Raw genomic sequence first — 15,892 nt, 5'->3', positions numbered from 1 at the left:
TCATCCCGCCATCCGAGCGGCGACGTTCACGGCCTCGCCAGGACGCCGACCCGGTCCGCCCACCGCTGGTACGTGTCGGCCAGCTGCCCGGCGAGGTCGGGGTGCCGGTCCGCGAGGTCGGTCAGTTCGGAGCGGTCGGTGCTCAGGTCGTAGAGCTCCCAGGGCCCGGCGTGCTCGCGGACCAGCTTCCACCGCCCCTGACGGACGGCGGCGTTGCCGAGGTGTTCCCAGAACAGCCACGTGTCGGGGACCGGCGCCCCGCGCAGGGCGGGCAGCATGGAGCGGCCCTCGGGAGGCGGCACCGCGCGGCCCCGGCGTTCCTCGGGGTACGCGGCGCCGGTGGCCTCGATCAGGGTGGGCAGCACGTCGGTGAGCTGGAAGGGGGTACGGACGATCCGGCCGCCGGTCAGGTCGCCCGCGGGCCAGTGCGCGATGAACGGGGTCGCGATGCCGCCCTCGTGCACCCACCGCTTGTAGAAGCGGAACGGGGTGTTGGACAGGTTGGCCCACGCGGGGCCGTAGCTGGCGTAGGTGTCCTCAGGGCCGGGATCGACGTCAGGGAGGTTGCCGACCCGCAGCTCGGCGCCGTCACGGGTCCGCGCGGGCACGATGTGCCGCCGGGATCGGAACTCCTCGGGATCGCCGAGCGGCAGGATCTCGGCGCAGCCGCCGTTGTCCGACAGGAACACCACCAGCGTGTCGTCCAGGACGCCGGAGGCCTCCAGCTGGTCGAGGATCCGGCCGACGCCCCGGTCCATCCGCTCCACCTGGGCCGCGTACACCTGCATGCGGCGCGCCTCCCACTTCTTGTCCGGCACGTCCGCCCAGGGCGGTTGCGCCGGATCGCGGCCGGACAGCGCCGACTCGGCCCCGAGCAGGCCCTCGGCGCGTAGCCGGTCGAGCCGGCGGGCGCGCAGCTCGTCCCAGCCCGCGGCGTAGACGCCGTCGTACGCGGCGACGTCCTCCTCGGGCGCGTGCAGCGGCCAGTGCGGCGCGGTGTAGGCGACGTACGAGAAGAACGGGCGGGCGGCGGCCGCCTCCCTGCGGATGAACTCCACCGCGTGCTCGGTGATCGCGTCGGTGTAGAAGAAGCGCGGGTCGCGGGTCTCGGCGCCGGCGTCCTTCTCGCCCCGGTAGAGGGTCGCCGGGTCGTAGTAGCTGCCGCAGCCGCTGAGCGTGCCGAAGAAGTCGGCGAACCCGCGCCGGGTGGGCCAGGACGCGTGCGGCTCCCACAAGGGGCCGCTCAGGTGCCACTTGCCCGACATGCCGGTGGCGTATCCGGCGTCGGCGAGCAGCTCGGCCACGGTGACGCAGCGGTCGTCGAGGCTGCCCGGGTACCCTCCGGGCGCGTTGTTCCCGGCCAGCACGCCGATGCCGGTCTGGTGCGGGTGCAGGCCGGTCAGCAGGGACGCGCGCGACGGGCTGCAGCGGGCCGTGTTGGCGAACTGCGTCAGCCGCACCCCCGACTGCCCGAGCCGGTCGAGGTTCGGCGTGCGGATCTCGCCGCCGTAGCAGCCGAGGTCCGAGTAGCCCAGGTCGTCGGCGAGGATCAGCACGATGTTGGGTCGTCTCATGGCGTACGGTCCAGCCAGACGGCCGTGTCCGGTCCGAGCGGGTCGCCCGCGGCGCGGGCGTCGCTGCGCAGGAGGGTCACCGCCCCCGCGGGCAGCGGCACCTCGGCGTCGCCGAAGTTGACGACGCACTCGAAGCCCGGCCCGCGCCGGAAGCACAGCACGGAGCCGTCCCGGCCGGTCCACTGGAGCTCCTGCGGGACGTCCAGCTCCCGCCGGATCCGCAGCGCCCGCGCCACGAGGCTGTAGGTGGAGTCCGGGTCGTCGATCTGGACGGCCGCCGACAGCCGCCCCCAGCCGGGAGGCTGCGGCAGCCACGGGTCCGCGGCGCCGAATCCGGCGCCGTCCGGCTCCGGCGTCCAGGGCAGCGGGATCCGGCAGCCGTCGCGTCCCCGGCGCCGCCCGCCGGACCGCGTCCAGATCGGGTCGCGGAGCCGGTCGTCCGGGATGTCCAGGTGGTCGGGCAGGCCCAGCTCCTCGCCCTGGTAGAGGTAGGCGACGCCGGGCAGCGCGAGCATCAGCAGCAGCGCGGCCCTGGCCCGGCGGCGGCCCAGATCCTCGTCGACCGGGCCCAGCTCGTGGCCGGACTTTCCCTGGTGCTTGCGGGTGTCGGCGCGGCCGTAACGGGTCACCGTGCGTTCGACGTCGTGGTTGGACAGCACCCAGGTCGGCGGCGCGCCCGACAGCGACATCGTGCCGAGGGTGGCGTCGATCACCGCGTACAGGTCGCCGGCGTCCCACGCGGACTGCAGGAAGGGGAAGTTGAACGCGGTGTGGAGCTGGGCCGGCGCCACGTATCTGGCCAGCCGCTCCGCATCGGCCACCCACGCCTCGGCCACGAAGATCCGCGGCGGGTCGTAGGCGTCGGCCACCGCGCGCCAGTCCCGGTAAATGGCGTGCACCTCGTCGCGGTCGCGGTGCGGATGGTCCGGCACGTCGGTCAGGACGAGCAGGTCCTCCTCCCGGTAGCCCAGGTCGGGGTAGCCGGGGTGCTTGACCAGGCCGGTGGCCACGTCGATGCGGAACCCGTCCACGCCCCGGTCGAACCAGAAGCGCAGCAGGTCCAGGAACTCGGCCCGGACCTCGGGGTTCGACCAGTTGAGGTCGGCCTGGGTGGGGTCGAACAGGTGCAGGTACCACTGGCCGTCGGGCACCCGGGTCCAGGCCGGGCCGCCGAACGTGCTGCGCCAGTCGTTGGGCCTGACGCCCTCGGCGGGACCGTCCATGAAGTGGTACCGGGCGCGTTCCGGGGAGCCCGGTGGGGCGGCGAGCGCGGCCTGGAACCAGGGGTGCTCGGTGGAGGTGTGGTTGGGCACGATGTCGAGGATCACGCGCAGGCCGTGCCGGTGCGCCTCCGCGATGAGCTGCTCGGCCTGGCCTACGTCGCCGTACTCGGGGGCGATGGCGCGGTAGTCGGAGACGTCGTAGCCGCCGTCGTTGTTCGGCGACGCGTACCAGGGGGTGATCCAGATGGCGTCCACGCCGAGCCCCGCCAGGTAGCCGAGGCGGCTGCGGAGGCCGGCGATGTCCCCGATGCCGTCACCGTCGCCATCGGCGAAGGAGCGGATGTAGATCTGGTAGATGACCGCGCTGCGCCACCATTCGAGGTCACTCATCGGCGGCTCCGATCAGGTCGGGCTCGAAGGGCGCCAGGAAGCCGCCCAGCGCCGTCAGCTCGGTGTCGTCCAGCGTGCGCAGCGGCGGTGCGACCGTGGCGGAGCACAGGCCGCGCAGGGCGAGCGCCGCCTTGACGACCGGGACCCCGGGACGGATCCGGTGCACGGGCAGCAGCCGGTCGATGCGTTTCTGGGCCAGGGCGGCCCGCTCTCCGTCGCCGGCCCGGTACGCGGCGACCAGGTCCAGGGCGACGAGCGGGGCGAGGTTGGCGATGCCGGGCGTGACCCCGTCGGCGCCGGCGGCCAGAGCGGCGAGCATCGCGCCTTCCGCTCCCTGGTTCACCCCGAAGTCGGGCCGCCGGCGCCTGACGTCGAGCCAGCGGCGCAGGACGTCCGCGTCGCCGGAGCTGTCCTTGACGGCCGCGACGTGCTCCATGTCGCCGACGGCCGCGATGGCGCCGGGTGAGAACGGCGCCGCGTACCGGGGGATGTTGTAGGCGATCACCGGCAGGGAGGCCGCGCGGCTCGCCCGGTAGTGCTCGACGACGTCGCGCTCGTCGTGGTGGAAGTAGCAGGGCGGGCTGAGGGCGACCGCGTCGCAGCCGGCCTCGGCGGCGAGCTCGGCCCGCGCGAGCGACTCGCGGGTGCCGGCGGCGGAGACGTTGACGATGACGACCCCGCCGGGCACGAGTGCGCGCCAGTGGGCGACGGCCTCGCGCAGGAACGGGCTGATCTCCCCCGTCTGGTGCAGCGGCCCTTCGCCGTTGGTGCCCAGCAGCATGATCTTCTCGATGCCCGCGGCGGCCAGCGCGCCGAAGTAGCGGACGCCGGCCGCGAGGGCGGGACGGCCGTCGGCCCCGATCGGGGTCACGGCGGGGACGATCACATCGGAGACGAACATCAGTACCCCTTGATCTCCGGCCAGGCCAGCTCCACACCGTCGGCCTTCAGCGCGCTCTGGAACGCTCGCAGGTGGACGTCCTTGCGCCGGACGTCGTGCGGTTCCACGGTCTCCTTCAGGCAGTAGGCCACCAGCGAGGCGGCGGCCTCGCCGATGTTCCACTCGACGGGGTGCAGCCGGTAGCAGCCGTTGGTGATGTGCGTGGTGCCGATGTTCTTCCCGGCCGGCAGCAGGTTGCGCACGCGTACGGGCAGCAGCGCCCCGAGCGGGATCTGGAACGGGCAGCTCGGGACGTCGATGTAGTTGTCGCCGCCGGTGGAGGGGTGCAGGTCGATCCGGTACATGCCGATCCCGACCGTGTCGTCGTACGGGGTCGCGCCGGCCTCACCGCGTACGGCGAGGGAGACGTCCTGTTCGACGACCGTGTACTCGGCCCTGATGCGGCGCGACTCGCGGATGTAGGGGGCGGCGGCGAAGCCGTCGGGGGTGTCCATGACGTCGGGCCGCAGCCGCAGGCCGGGCCAGCCACGCCCGCCGTCCGGCCGCGGGGCCTCGGTCTGCAGCCAGTAGAGCATGCTCTGCGACAGCTCGCGGGCGCCGGCGAGGTGGCGTTCCTTGTCCTGTTCGCTCACCCCGATGATCGGCCCTTCCACGTAGTCGATCATGGGCCAGTTGACCAGGGTCACGTCGCTGGTGACGAAGCCGGGCTCGTACTGCTCGCGGGCGACGGCCCGGCGGAACTCCCACAGCTCCCGGTCCCCCGGGTCCTGGCTCTGGTCGGCGAGCACGGGCCCTGAGGTGAGGTTGGGGGTGAACGTCCGCGTCAGCGGCTCGCGCGTGCGCGGGTCCGGCGCGGTCAGCCCGATCTGGCTGCCGGGCCAGTAGTCCGGCCGGTACGCGCGCCAGTGGTCGTAGGTGGCCGGCCGGTCGATGACGTGGTTCTCGCCCTCCCGGTGATCGATCGCGAACACCCAGGAGAAGGCCTGCATGTTGGCGGGCTGCGCGACGTCGGGCGCGCTCGGCTCCCCGGTGTCGTGCCGGGACTCGAAGCCGGTCACGTGCTCCACGCCCGCCAGCGGCAGCAGGTCGCCGAGCTCGGTGGCGTCCAGATAGTACGGCGCGGCGAGGTGCACCAGGCCGCCGTCCGCGCGCCGCACGGTCACGCCGCTGACGCGGTCGCCGGAGGTCTGCGCGGCCACCGGCCGCGCGCCGAGCAGGATGCGCAGCCGGCCGCTGCTCAGGTAGGGGTCGACGAGGGCGCGCAGCACCGCCCCGCTGACCCGCGGCTCGTGGCAGAGGGCGCCGACCCGGCCCAGCCCCGGATTCAGGTGGGGGTCGTTCCTGGCCGCCGCGGTGAGCGGGTACCACGTCCGGTAGTGGTCGCGGACCGCGTTGCGGTAGCGGCGGTAGGAGGCGGTGCAGCCGAACTGCTCGATCCACCTGTGCTCGTCCGGAGGCACTCCCTGGCTGGTGAACTGCCCGCCGATCCGGTCGCCTTCCTCGGTCAGCACCACCCGCAGCCCGTGCCGGAGCGCCGCCAGCGCGGCGGCGACTCCACCGACACCGCCGCCGATGATGGCGAGGTCCGCGTCAGTGATCCGCGATTCCACCGATGTTCCCCCTGATCGCATGTCTGTTCAGGCGCCCTCGAGGTCGAGGGCGGCGTCGAGCAGTTTCTTCGTGTACGGATGGCCGGGCCGCTCGAACAGGTCGTCGGCGGTCGCGGTCTCGACCAGGCTGCCGCGGTGCATGACCGCCACCCGGTCGGCGATCTGCCTGACCACTCCGAGGTCGTGGGTGATGAAGAGGATGGCCAGGCTGCGGGCGACGCGCAGGCCGGCCAGCAGCCGCAGGATCTGCGACTGGACCGACACGTCGAGCGCGGAGACGGCTTCGTCGCAGACCAGCAGCCGGGGGCGCAGGGAGAGCGCGCGGGCGATGCTGACCCGCTGGCACTGCCCGCCCGACAGGGCCGCGGCCCGCCGGTCGGCGACGCCGGGGTCCAGGCCGACGTCCGCGAGCAGCTCCTCGATCGCGGCGTCCCACGACTGGCGTTCCGGCGCTACCGAGCGGTGGGTCCGCCAGGTCTCCGCGATGATCGACCGGACGGTCATCCGGGGATTGAGCGAGGCCGCGGGGTCCTGGAAGACCATCTGGATCGCGCGCCGGGTCGCGGGTGACCGCTTCGTCACCGGGCCGATCGCGGCTCCGTCGAAGCGGATCACGCCTTCCTGCGGGGCCTGCAGCCCGACGACGCAGCGGGCGACCGTGGTCTTCCCCGAGCCGGACTCCCCCACGATCGCCAGGGTCTCGTCAGGACGCAGGGCGAAGGAGACGCCGTCCACGGCGTTCGGCTTGCGGCCGCGCCTGCGCTCCCTCCGGGAGTGGAAGTTGACCACGAGGTCGCTGACCTCGATCAGGGCCGATGCGCTCATGTCTCCTCCGGGAAGTGACAGGCGACCTGCCGGCCGGCGGCGACCTGCCGCATCCGCGGCACCTCGCTCGCGCACCGGTCCTGGGCCTTGGCGCAGCGCGGGTGGAACGGGCAGCCGCTCGGGCGTTCCGCGGGACTGGCCGGGCTGCCGGGCAGCGGTTCGGCGATGGCCGTCTTGCTGCGGACGGCCGGGACGCTCACGACGAGCGCCCGCGTGTACGGGTGCGCCGGTTTGTTGAGCACCTCGCGGCCGCTGCCGATCTCGCAGATCCGGCCGGCGTACATGACGACGACCTCGTCCGCCACGTGGGCCATCACCCGCAGGTCGTGGCTGACCAGCAGCATGGCCATGCCCTCCTCGTCGCGGACGCGCCGGAGCAGCGTGAGGATGCGGGCCTGGACGGTGACGTCGAGCGCCGTCGTGGGTTCGTCGGCGAGGATCAGCTCCGGCGAGCCGGCCAGCGCCGTCGCGACCATGGCCCGCTGCCGCAGGCCGCCCGAGTACTGGTGCGGATACTGGGCGTGCCGGGTCTCCGGGTCGGGGATGCCCACCCGGTCGAGCAGGTCGATCACGGTCCTGCGGACCTCCTTCTTGGGCATCCCGCCGCGCCGCAGGATCTCGCCGACCTGCCGGCCGATCGTCTGCGTCGGGTCGAGCGCGGCCTGGGGATCCTGGAAGATCATCCCGATGCCGCGCCCGCGTAGCCGCCGCCGGTCCTGCTCCGCCATGGTGACCAGGTCGTCGCCGTGCCACATCATCCGTCCCGAGACCGCCGCGCCGGACGGCAGCAGCCCGATGACGGCCGTCGCGGTCATGGTCTTGCCGCTGCCCGACTCGCCGATCAGCCCGGTGGTCCGGCCCGCGCCGACGGTGAACGAGACGTCGTCCACCACGCGGACCGGGCCGGCCGGCCCCGGCAGGTCGATCGACAGGTGCTCGACGCTGAGCAGCGGCGCCGGCTCCGCGCCGAGCCGGGCCGGCGCCTGATCCGTCATGTTCGACGACCTGCTCATGATCCACCGCTGCCGATGCGGACCGTGGAGAAGTCCGGGGTCAGGTCCGGCGGGATGACCAGGCCCTGGACGGACTTGCTCCGGACGTACACGTTCCGCACGAACATGGGGTACATGCCGACCGCGTCATCCCAAATGATCGTGCTGGCTTGCGCGTACAGCTCCTGCCTCTTGGCGTTGTCGCTGGTGGAGCCGGCCTCGGCGAGCACCTTGTCGAGATCGGGATTGCAGTAGCCGGTGCGCTTGGCCGCGCAGGTGTAGAGCCGGCCGAGGTTGGTCGCCGCGTCGAAGCCGGCGGTGCCGAGCTGCTGGATGTTGAGGTCCCACTTGAGGGCCAGCAGGTCCTGCAGGAAGACGGCCGGCTCCTTCTGGGTCGGCTCCGCCTTGACTCCGATCTTGGCCAGGTCGCTGGCCACCGCGTCGGCGAACTGCTGGAACTGCGGCTGGGAGAACTGCATCTTGATCGTCTGGCCGTAGTCCCAGCCGGCCTCGTCGAGCGCCTTCTTGGCGGCGGCCGGGTCATAGCGTACGGGGGTCTGCGGCGCGTAGCCGAGCACGCTCGGGGTCACCACCGAGTCGGCCGGCGAGCCGGTCTCGGGGAAGAGCGACGTGATGATGGTGTTGAAGTCGACCGCCTGCCACAGCGCGCGCCGGACGGCGGCCTCCTTCAGTCCCTTGACGGAGCCGTTCATCCACATGGTGATGACGCCGTTGCCCGCGCTCTTCTCCACCACGAGGTCGGTGTTCCCCTTCAGGCCCGGCAGCTGGTCGTCGGGGACCGCCCACGTCATGGAGACCTCGCCGGTCTTCAGCGCGGTCATCTTGGCCGCCATCTCGCCGATGCTGCGCAGCTCCAGGCGGTTCAGCGCGGGCTTGCCCGCCCAGTAGCCGGGGTTGGGGGCAAGGACCAGGCTCTGGCCGGGCGTGAACTGCTGGACGACGAACGGGCCTGAGCCGATGGGCTTGGTCCAGCCGTCGTTCAGGTGCGCCTTCGGGGTGACGTAGAAGCTGATCAGCTTGCCGAGCAGCGCGGGGTCGGGGTCCTTGGAGGTGATGACGACCGTGCCCGCCTCGCCCTCCTCGGCCTTGTGGCCGACGTAGTTGCCGGCCATCGCGCCCTTGAGCTCCAGCACCCGCTCGAACGAGGCGACGACGTCGGCGGCGGTGACCGGGGCGCCGTCGGAGAACGTCACGCCGCCGCGCAGCTTGAAGGTCCACCGCGTGGCGTCCTCGTTGGCCTCCCACGACTCGGCGAGCACGCCGTCGAACTGCCCTTTCCCCGACATCTTGATCAGCGGGCTGAAGATCGCCTTGGCGGCGACCTGGGTGCCGTTGTCCATGCCGGACGCGCCGTGCGGGTCGAGGTTCTCGATCGGGGTCCACACGGCGACGGACAGCTCCTGCGGCGCGTCACCGGCCGCGGTCGAGCCGCCGCCGGTGGTGGTGCTGCAGGCGACCAGCCCGACGAGGGAAAATGCCGCGGCGGCGAGTGCCGCCGCACGACGAAGCCGTACGGGCCTCATGGGATTCCTCCTGACCTTGCTGAGCTTGTCAGCGGCTCGAGCCGAGCCGCTGGGTGAGGTGGTCGCCGAGCAGGCCCGTGCTCACCACGAGGCCGGTCAGCGCCAGCCCCGGAAGTGCTGAGATCCACCAGGCGGTGTCGAGATAGTCCTTGCCGTCGGCGATGACCTGGCCCCAGGAGACCGTGGCCGAGGGCAGGCCGAGGCCGAGAAAGCTGAGACCGGCCTCCGACAGCACCGCGCCGGCGAACTCCGTGGTCGCCAGCGCCGTCACGGGACCGATGACGAACGGGATGACGTGCCGGACGATCACGACCGGGGTGGGCACCCCGATCAGCCGCGCGGCGTCGACCCAGGGCCGCTCGCGCAGCGACAGGGTGATGCCGCGGGCCAGCCGGGCGAAGCCGACCCAGCCGGCCACCGACAGCGACAGCACCACGACCAGCATGCTGCGCTCGAAGAGGCCGGCGATGACGATCGCCAGCAGGATGCCGGGGAAGGCCATCAGGATGTCGATCAGCCGGGAGATCGCGACGTCGGTCCAGCCCGCCAGGTAGCCGGCGAGGGTGCCGAAGGCGAGCCCCACCGCGACGCAGGCGGCCACCACGCAGACGCCGATGATGATCGACGTCCTGGCGCCGTAGACGAGCTGGCCGAGCATGTCCCGGCCGGCCCCGTCGGTGCCGAGCAGGGCGAGCGTGCCGTCCGCCCGGGTGGCGCCGATCGGCAGCAGCCGGTCCGCGACGCTGGTCGCGACCGGGTCGTACGCGATCAGCAGCGGGCCGATCAGCCCGACCAGCACGTAGCAGGCGAGCACGACCGTGGCGACCGTGGCGACGGCGGGCGTGGAACGCAGGCGGACGGGCCACAGCCGGGGCCGTACGGTGATGGCGCTCATGTGCCGGCCCCCAGACGTACGCGTGGATCGAGGCGGGCGGCGATCAGGTCGGCGGCGACGTTGCAGCAGACCACGATGACCGCGATGAGCAGCACGGCGGCCTGCACGATCGAGTAGTCGCGGTTGGCGACCGCCGTCACCAGCAGGGAGCCGAGTCCCGGCCAGGTGAAGACGCTCTCCACGATCACCGCGCCGCCCAGCAGCGTGCTGACGTGCAGCGCGCCGACGGTCACCACCGGCGTCGCCGCGTTGCGCACCACGTGTCCCGTCACGACCTCGCGCGTGCTGAGCCCTTTGGCGTAGGAGCGCTGCACGTAGCTCTCGGCCATGGTGTCGGCCACGCTGCTGCGGGTGATCCGGGTGAGCAGCGCGGTGAACGGGGCGGCGAGCGTGAGCGCGGGCAGCACGATGTGGGCCGGGGTGCCGGTGCCGGCGCTGGGCAGCAGCCGCAGCTGCAGCGCCATGACGAGGATCAGCATGATGCCGATCCAGAACGGCGGCATGGAGTAGAGGAACAGCGCGAGACCGGAGATCCCGCGGTCGATCCACCGGCCCCGGTAGGCGCCGGCCAGGGCGCCGAGCACGACGCCCGCCATCGCGATGAGGGTGGCCACCAGGGTCAGCTCGACCGAGGCGGGCAGGCGGGACAGCACCAGCTCGAACGCGGGCCGGCCGAAGCGGTAGGAGTCGCCGAAGTCGAGCGTGACCAGCTGGGTCAGGTAGTGCCAGTACTGCACCGGCAGCGGCTGGTCCAGCCCGAGCCTGGTCCTGGCGGCCGCCACCTCGGCGCTCGTGGCGTCGGGCCCGAGCAGCACCAGCGCCTGGTCGCCGGGTGCGATCCGCATGATGAAGAACACCAGCGTGGCGGCGCCGAAGATGATCAGGACGCCGGTGGCCGCGGTGCGCAGCGCGTACCGGGTCATCGCCGTACCACCCGGCTGATCGAGTTGCCGCGTACGTCGGTGCACGGCACCACCAGCTGCAGCGGCGTGCGTTCCGCGTCCTCCAGCAGGGTGACCAGCAGCTGCACGGCCGCGCGGCCGATCTCCACCCGCGGGATGTCGAACGACGTCCAGATCCTGGTGGCGGTGGGCGGCGGGGCGGAGCCCAGGAAGGCGACCGACAGCCGGTCGGGGATGCGCACGCCGGCGGCCTCGGCGGCGTCGGCGAGGGCGAGGCCGGTGGCGTTGTCCTCGGAGGGCTCGACGAGCACGGCCGTGACGCCGTCGTCCACCCAGCCGGTGACCCGGCCGGCGTCCATGTCGGCGGCGCCGGCGGAGTACTCGACCAGCAGGTCGTCCTCGCGCAGGCCCGCGGCCTCCGCGCCGCGGCGCAGCCCGAGCTCGCGGTCGTCGCCCGGCTCCGCGCCGTCGTCCTGCCGCAGGAGCAGGATCCGCCGATGCCCGAGCGCGGCCAGCTCCTCGACGAGGGCCGTGGTGGGGGCGACGTAGTCGGGGGCGACGTAGGACAGCTCGGTGCCGTCGATGTCGCGCCGTCCGATGAAGACGAACGGGAAACCCTCGTCGACCAGGTTGGTCAGGTCGTCGCGCGAGATGTGCCGGCCGAGCAGCACGCAGCCGTCGGCTTTGAGCAGCGCGTTGCGTCCTCTGGCGTAGACGCCGCCCTGGGCGTTGTTGGCGGAGGTGAACAGCAGCAGGTCGTAGCCGAGCCTGGCCGCCTCCTCCTCCACGCCGACCAGGAACGGGTGGTAGAAGTCGCGCTGGTCGACGGGGAAGACCGACTCGAACGTGTAGAGGCCGATGGTCTTGACGCTCATGCCGCGCAGCGCCCTGGCGGCGGGGTTGACGGCGTACCCGAGCTCCTCGATCGCCCGCTGCACGCGCCGGCGGGTCTCCTCGGCGACCGGCACGCCGGGGCGCTCGCTGAGCACGAGGGAGACGGTGGCCTGGGACACGCCGGCTCGCTGGGCGATCTCGACCTGGGTGGGGCGTCGTGGCCCCGCTCGTTTGCGCATGGGGATCCTGTTGGCTGATACGTAACGACTCGCGGCACTCTAGACACCCAGCGACAGTTCCCACAAGAGGGAAATTCCATGAATGTTGCCGCCACATGTCGAGATGTCAGTCGATTATCAGCATTTATTAGCTCTTGTGAGCCCTTGAGGCCGTCTGTACGATCCCCGATCAATACGTATCAACCCGCCCAGTCGGAGGTAAACGGCCATGCCCGAGTGGACCGATCGCCGAGCGCTCCTACGGATCGGCGGTGCGGCGCTCGGCGCCGCCGCGGCCACCGCGACCTTGGGAGCCGCACCAGCGGCCGCCGCGGACCCGGAGGACGTCATCACGCCCCAGCAGTTCGGCGCGCTGGCCGACGGGCAGCACGACGACACCGACGCCATCGAGCAGGCCATCAACGCCACGCTGACGAAGACCACCAGGATCGTCGTCTTCCCGCCCGGCACCTACCGCATCACCAGGACCATCGTCATCCCCGACGTGTCCGGCGAGTCCTTCAACCGCATCCAGCTGCGCGGCTACAGCACCATGACCAACCGCGCCTCGATCATCCAGGTGACGCACGACGGCGTCGGCATCGACGTACGCTGCTCGCTGGCCGCGATCCACGGCCTGGCCTTCGTCGCTCCCGCCAAGACCGAGCACAACGTGGCGCTGCGCTTCGCCGGCGAGGTCAACACCGACGACACCGACGCCGCCATCCTGGAGTGCACGTTCGTGTCGTTCAAGCTCGCCGTCGACCACGTCGGCCGCGGCCTGTACTTCTCCCACAACCTCGTCGCGCTGTGCACCACCGGCATCAGCCTCGCCTGGCCCACCGGGAACGTGGACGGCGGCGGCGTCCACCTCCCGCCGTACGGGCTGCGCAAGTGGCTCATCACCAACAACCACTTCCACAGCCCGTTTCAGGCCATCGTCGCCCAGGGCGCGGAGAGCAGCGACTTCCGCGGCATGATCATCCAGGGCAACCTGCTCGACATCGGCCGGCGCCTGTTCATCGGCAGCATCTCCAACTCCACCATCAGCGGCAACGTGGTGGAGAACGCGGACAACGGGGCGATCATCGAGATCACCAGCGGCGGCCACAACCTGACCATCGGCGACAACGTGCTCGGCGGCTTCGAAGCGCCGCAGGACAAGGGCACCCGCGCGATCCAGTTCTCCAGCGGCGTCAAGGCGCACAACGTCACCATCAGCGGGAACACCTTCAACTGGCTCAAGGGCACGCCGATCCGCTTCGAGAACGACGCCGCCAGGATCACCATCGCCAACAACTCCTTCGGCCACTGGAACCTCTCCGGCCGCAGCGACAACGCCGCCATCTCGGTGGCCGGGAAGGCGAGCGCGTTCAGCATCATCGGCAACGTCATCTCGGCCGATCCGGCGAACCGGCCGCCGATCATGACCACCGGCGGGCTGCACGGCTCCCACGTGATCGGCAACGCCTCCGAGCAGGTGCCGCTGGTCGCGGGGCCCGTGGGGGCGGACTCGTTCGTCCAGGCCGCCCCCGGCAGGTTCAACCGGATGGAGGTGGCCGGGCCGCTGGGCGCGGCGGCGAAGGTGGTCAGCACCTCGACCGAGCCGGTCAAGGTGGGCACGGACCGGTACGGCTCGTTCGTCGTGGAGGGCAGCAACGCCAACCCGGGCGTCAAGGGCGGGGTGCGGGTGGTGCCGGTCAACCAGTCGGGATCGGCCGCCACCGAGCTGCTCTGCTCGACCACGTCCACCAACGAGCTGGTGTCGATGGCGGCCAACGCCACCGGGCTGGTCCCGCCCGCCGACAACGCGCGTGATCTCGGCAGCGCCACGCAGCGGATGCGGACCGTCTACGCGCACCAGGTGGTCCTGGCCGAGCACACCCCCGGCAGCCTGCCGGACGCGGCCGGCCAGGTCGGCGGGATCATCTTGGTCCGTGACCCGAAGACGGGCAAACGCGGGCTCGCGCTGTCCGACGGAGCCGCCTGGCGCAACGTCGTCCTCGGCCCCCAGGTCTGACCGGCATGCAACCGATCCTGCTCACCCCCGGCGCCCGGCCGGGGGTCTGGCGGGGCGCCCTGGCCTGGACGGAGGAAGACGGCGGGTGGCAGCCGTGGCGGCTGCCGCCGGAGCGGATCGCCACCGCCCACGCGCCCGTCCTGGTCACGCGGGCCCGGATGCCGGCCGGCGTCCGCGCGGCGGTCCGTACCGACGCGGCCGCGCTGGAGCTGCGCACCTGGGCCGCGGCCGACGACGTCACCTCGCTCGACGTCACGGTGGACGGCGCGCTGTGGCAGCGCACGGCCTTGGCGGCGGGGGCTGCGACGAGCCACGTCGAGCTGCCGCCCGGAGCCAAGGCCGTCGAGGTCTGGCTGCCCCAGTTCGGCGAGGTCAGGGTCGGGCCCCTCGTCCTGCACGGCGCGACGTACGCCGCCGCGGCCGCCGGTGGGGGGCCGCGGTGGGTCACGTACGGGAGCTCGATCACGCAGTGCCGCTCGGCGGCCGGGCCGAGCGAGACCTGGCCTGCCCTGGTCGCGCGGCGGCTCGGCTGGGAGCTGACCTGTCTGGGGTTCGCCGGAGAGTGCCACCTCGACCCCGTCGCGGCCCGCGCCATCGCGCGCACGCCCGCGAACCTGATCTCGGTGTGTCTCGGCGGGAACGTCCACGGCTTCGCCAGCATGAGCGCGCGCACGTTCCCCGGCCAGGTGTCGGGATTCATCCAGACCATCCGTGACGCGCACCCGTCGGTGCCGATCGCCGTGCTCACCCCGATCACGTCCCCGCCCCGCGAACGGCTGCCCAACCAGGCCGGGATGACCCGCGACGAGGTCCGCACCGCCGTCGCGGACGCCGTACGGACGCTGCGGAGCTGCGGCGAGACCCGGCTCCACCTCATCGACGGCCCCGGCGTCCTCGGCCCAGGCGACGCCCACCTCCTGCTGGACGACGCCCTCCACCCGGACGCCGACGGCTACCGCCTGATGGCCGACCGCCTCACCCCCCGCCTGGCCGCCATCGCCACCCACTGGTGGTCAGGCGGGAAACAGCAGGTGTCTGCGGCGGGTCAGCAGGTGGGTGCGGTCGGCCATTAACGCGGTGCGGCGCTGCTCGAGGTGGGCCACGGTGTCGCGGGTCCACGTCGCCAGCTTCTTCACCCCGGTGCGGCTCTTCTCGATGCGCTGGTGCTTGATCGCGTCGAAGATGATGTTGTCGAAGAAGACGTCCACGAACCATCGCGTGTCCACCTTCGGCATCACCGGGCGGGCCGTGACGCCGACGTCGGCCAGCTCGCGGGAGAAGACGTCCAGCGCCCGCTGCGCGTGCCAGGCGGCCTGGTCGGCGCTGGTGAGCTTGCCGTGCTCGTAGGCGTCGAAGAGCAGGCCGCCGCCGAGCACGTCGAAGGTGGAGGCGTTCCTGGCGGAGTCGAGGAAGCCCAGCACGACGTCGAGGGCCTGGCGGGCGTCGCGCCCCGCCCGGTGGGCTTCCTCGCACTCGCGCAGGTCGGCTTCCACCTGGTCGAGCGCCGTGCCGAGGTCGGCCAGCTCCCGCGCGAGCGGATCGCCGCCGCGGATGAGCTGCTGCTCCTTCTCCGCCAGCAGCCGGGCGTGCTCCAGGGAGGCGGAGGCCAGCGCGGCCAGCTCCGCGTCTGCCGCCGCCGCGTCGGCCTCGAGCCGGGCGAGCCTGGACCGGTGGCCGTCCACGCGTTCCCTGGCCACCAGCGCCTCGGCGCGCTCGCGCTCCAGGCGCTCCTCACGGTTGCCCAGCAGGCGGGCCAGGACGGAGGACGGACCGCCTTCCAGCCGGGCGACGTCCCGCTCCTCCTCGGCCAGCGAGAGCTGCAGGTCCTTCAGGGTGGCGCGGACGTCCGCCACCTGCTGCCCGATGCTTTCGCGCAGGCGCCGGACGTGCTCGGCGCGGTGCATCCTGGCGGACGCGTCGCGAAGTCGCTCGTCGAGTTCCCTGAGTACGGTCACACTCTGAGG

At 72.3% G+C, this 15,892-nt stretch carries 13 protein-coding genes; 2 read left to right on the top strand and 11 right to left on the bottom strand.

What is annotated here, in order from left to right; all coding sequences use genetic code 11:
- Positions 1-26: 26 nt before the first annotated feature.
- The 10 genes from AB0K12_RS39575 to AB0K12_RS39530 are packed head-to-tail and all read right to left on the bottom strand — an operon-like array spanning position 27 to position 11,929.
- Positions 27-1,574, bottom strand: a complete 1,548-nt coding sequence (locus AB0K12_RS39575) for an arylsulfatase (protein ID WP_364572801.1) — start codon at positions 1,572-1,574, stop codon at positions 27-29.
- On the bottom strand, positions 1,571-3,187 hold the full coding sequence (locus AB0K12_RS39570) for an alpha-amylase family glycosyl hydrolase (protein ID WP_364572799.1): 1,617 nt from the start codon (positions 3,185-3,187) through the stop codon (positions 1,571-1,573). The genes AB0K12_RS39575 and AB0K12_RS39570 overlap by 4 nt, the downstream gene beginning before the upstream one ends.
- A complete protein-coding gene (locus AB0K12_RS39565; RefSeq protein WP_364572797.1) occupies positions 3,180-4,088 on the bottom strand; it encodes a dihydrodipicolinate synthase family protein in 909 nt (302 codons plus the stop codon). The genes AB0K12_RS39570 and AB0K12_RS39565 overlap by 8 nt, the downstream gene beginning before the upstream one ends.
- A complete protein-coding gene (locus AB0K12_RS39560; protein WP_364572795.1) occupies positions 4,088-5,698 on the bottom strand; it encodes an FAD-dependent oxidoreductase in 1,611 nt (536 codons plus the stop codon). The genes AB0K12_RS39565 and AB0K12_RS39560 overlap by 1 nt, the downstream gene beginning before the upstream one ends.
- Before the next feature lie 27 nt (positions 5,699-5,725).
- The gene (locus AB0K12_RS39555; protein WP_364572793.1) at positions 5,726-6,523 is read right to left on the bottom strand and encodes an ATP-binding cassette domain-containing protein; all 798 of its coding nucleotides are present in this window, start codon (positions 6,521-6,523) and stop codon (positions 5,726-5,728) included.
- Entirely contained in the window at positions 6,520-7,518 is a 999-nt protein-coding gene (locus tag AB0K12_RS39550; RefSeq protein WP_364572791.1) for an ABC transporter ATP-binding protein, read from the bottom strand. Before AB0K12_RS39550 ends, AB0K12_RS39555 begins: the two co-directional genes overlap by 4 nt.
- Positions 7,519-7,532: 14 nt before the next feature.
- Positions 7,533-9,059 (bottom strand): ABC transporter substrate-binding protein, encoded by a 1,527-nt coding sequence (locus AB0K12_RS39545; protein ID WP_364572789.1) that lies wholly within the window; start codon positions 9,057-9,059, stop codon positions 7,533-7,535.
- A 28-nt stretch (positions 9,060-9,087) separates the two neighbouring features.
- Positions 9,088-9,954, bottom strand: coding sequence for an ABC transporter permease (locus AB0K12_RS39540; RefSeq protein ID WP_364572787.1), 867 nt, complete (start codon positions 9,952-9,954; stop codon positions 9,088-9,090).
- Positions 9,951-10,877 (bottom strand): ABC transporter permease, encoded by a 927-nt coding sequence (locus AB0K12_RS39535; protein ID WP_364572785.1) that lies wholly within the window; start codon positions 10,875-10,877, stop codon positions 9,951-9,953. Before AB0K12_RS39535 ends, AB0K12_RS39540 begins: the two co-directional genes overlap by 4 nt.
- Positions 10,874-11,929, bottom strand: a complete 1,056-nt coding sequence (locus AB0K12_RS39530; protein ID WP_364572783.1) for a LacI family DNA-binding transcriptional regulator — start codon at positions 11,927-11,929, stop codon at positions 10,874-10,876. Before AB0K12_RS39530 ends, AB0K12_RS39535 begins: the two co-directional genes overlap by 4 nt.
- Before the next feature lie 208 nt (positions 11,930-12,137).
- Between AB0K12_RS39530 and AB0K12_RS39525 the strand changes: the two genes are divergently transcribed.
- Complete coding sequence (locus AB0K12_RS39525; RefSeq protein ID WP_364572781.1) at positions 12,138-13,928, top strand: glycosyl hydrolase family 28-related protein; 1,791 nt, start codon at positions 12,138-12,140, stop codon at positions 13,926-13,928.
- Positions 13,929-13,933: 5 nt separating this feature from the next.
- The gene (locus tag AB0K12_RS39520; protein WP_364572779.1) at positions 13,934-15,001 is read left to right on the top strand and encodes a GDSL-type esterase/lipase family protein; all 1,068 of its coding nucleotides are present in this window, start codon (positions 13,934-13,936) and stop codon (positions 14,999-15,001) included.
- Here AB0K12_RS39520 and AB0K12_RS39515 read toward each other — a convergent pair.
- Entirely contained in the window at positions 14,942-15,883 is a 942-nt protein-coding gene (locus tag AB0K12_RS39515) for a hypothetical protein (protein ID WP_364572777.1), read from the bottom strand. The genes AB0K12_RS39520 and AB0K12_RS39515 overlap by 60 nt on opposite strands.
- Between the last annotated feature and the right edge of the window lie 9 nt (positions 15,884-15,892).

This window comes from Nonomuraea sp. NPDC049419 (assembly GCF_040676995.1).
Lineage (GTDB): Bacteria > Actinomycetota > Actinomycetes > Streptosporangiales > Streptosporangiaceae > Nonomuraea > Nonomuraea salmonea.
Note: the sequence above shows the minus strand (reverse complement) of the source record. Positions and strands in the feature narration are given on the sequence as shown.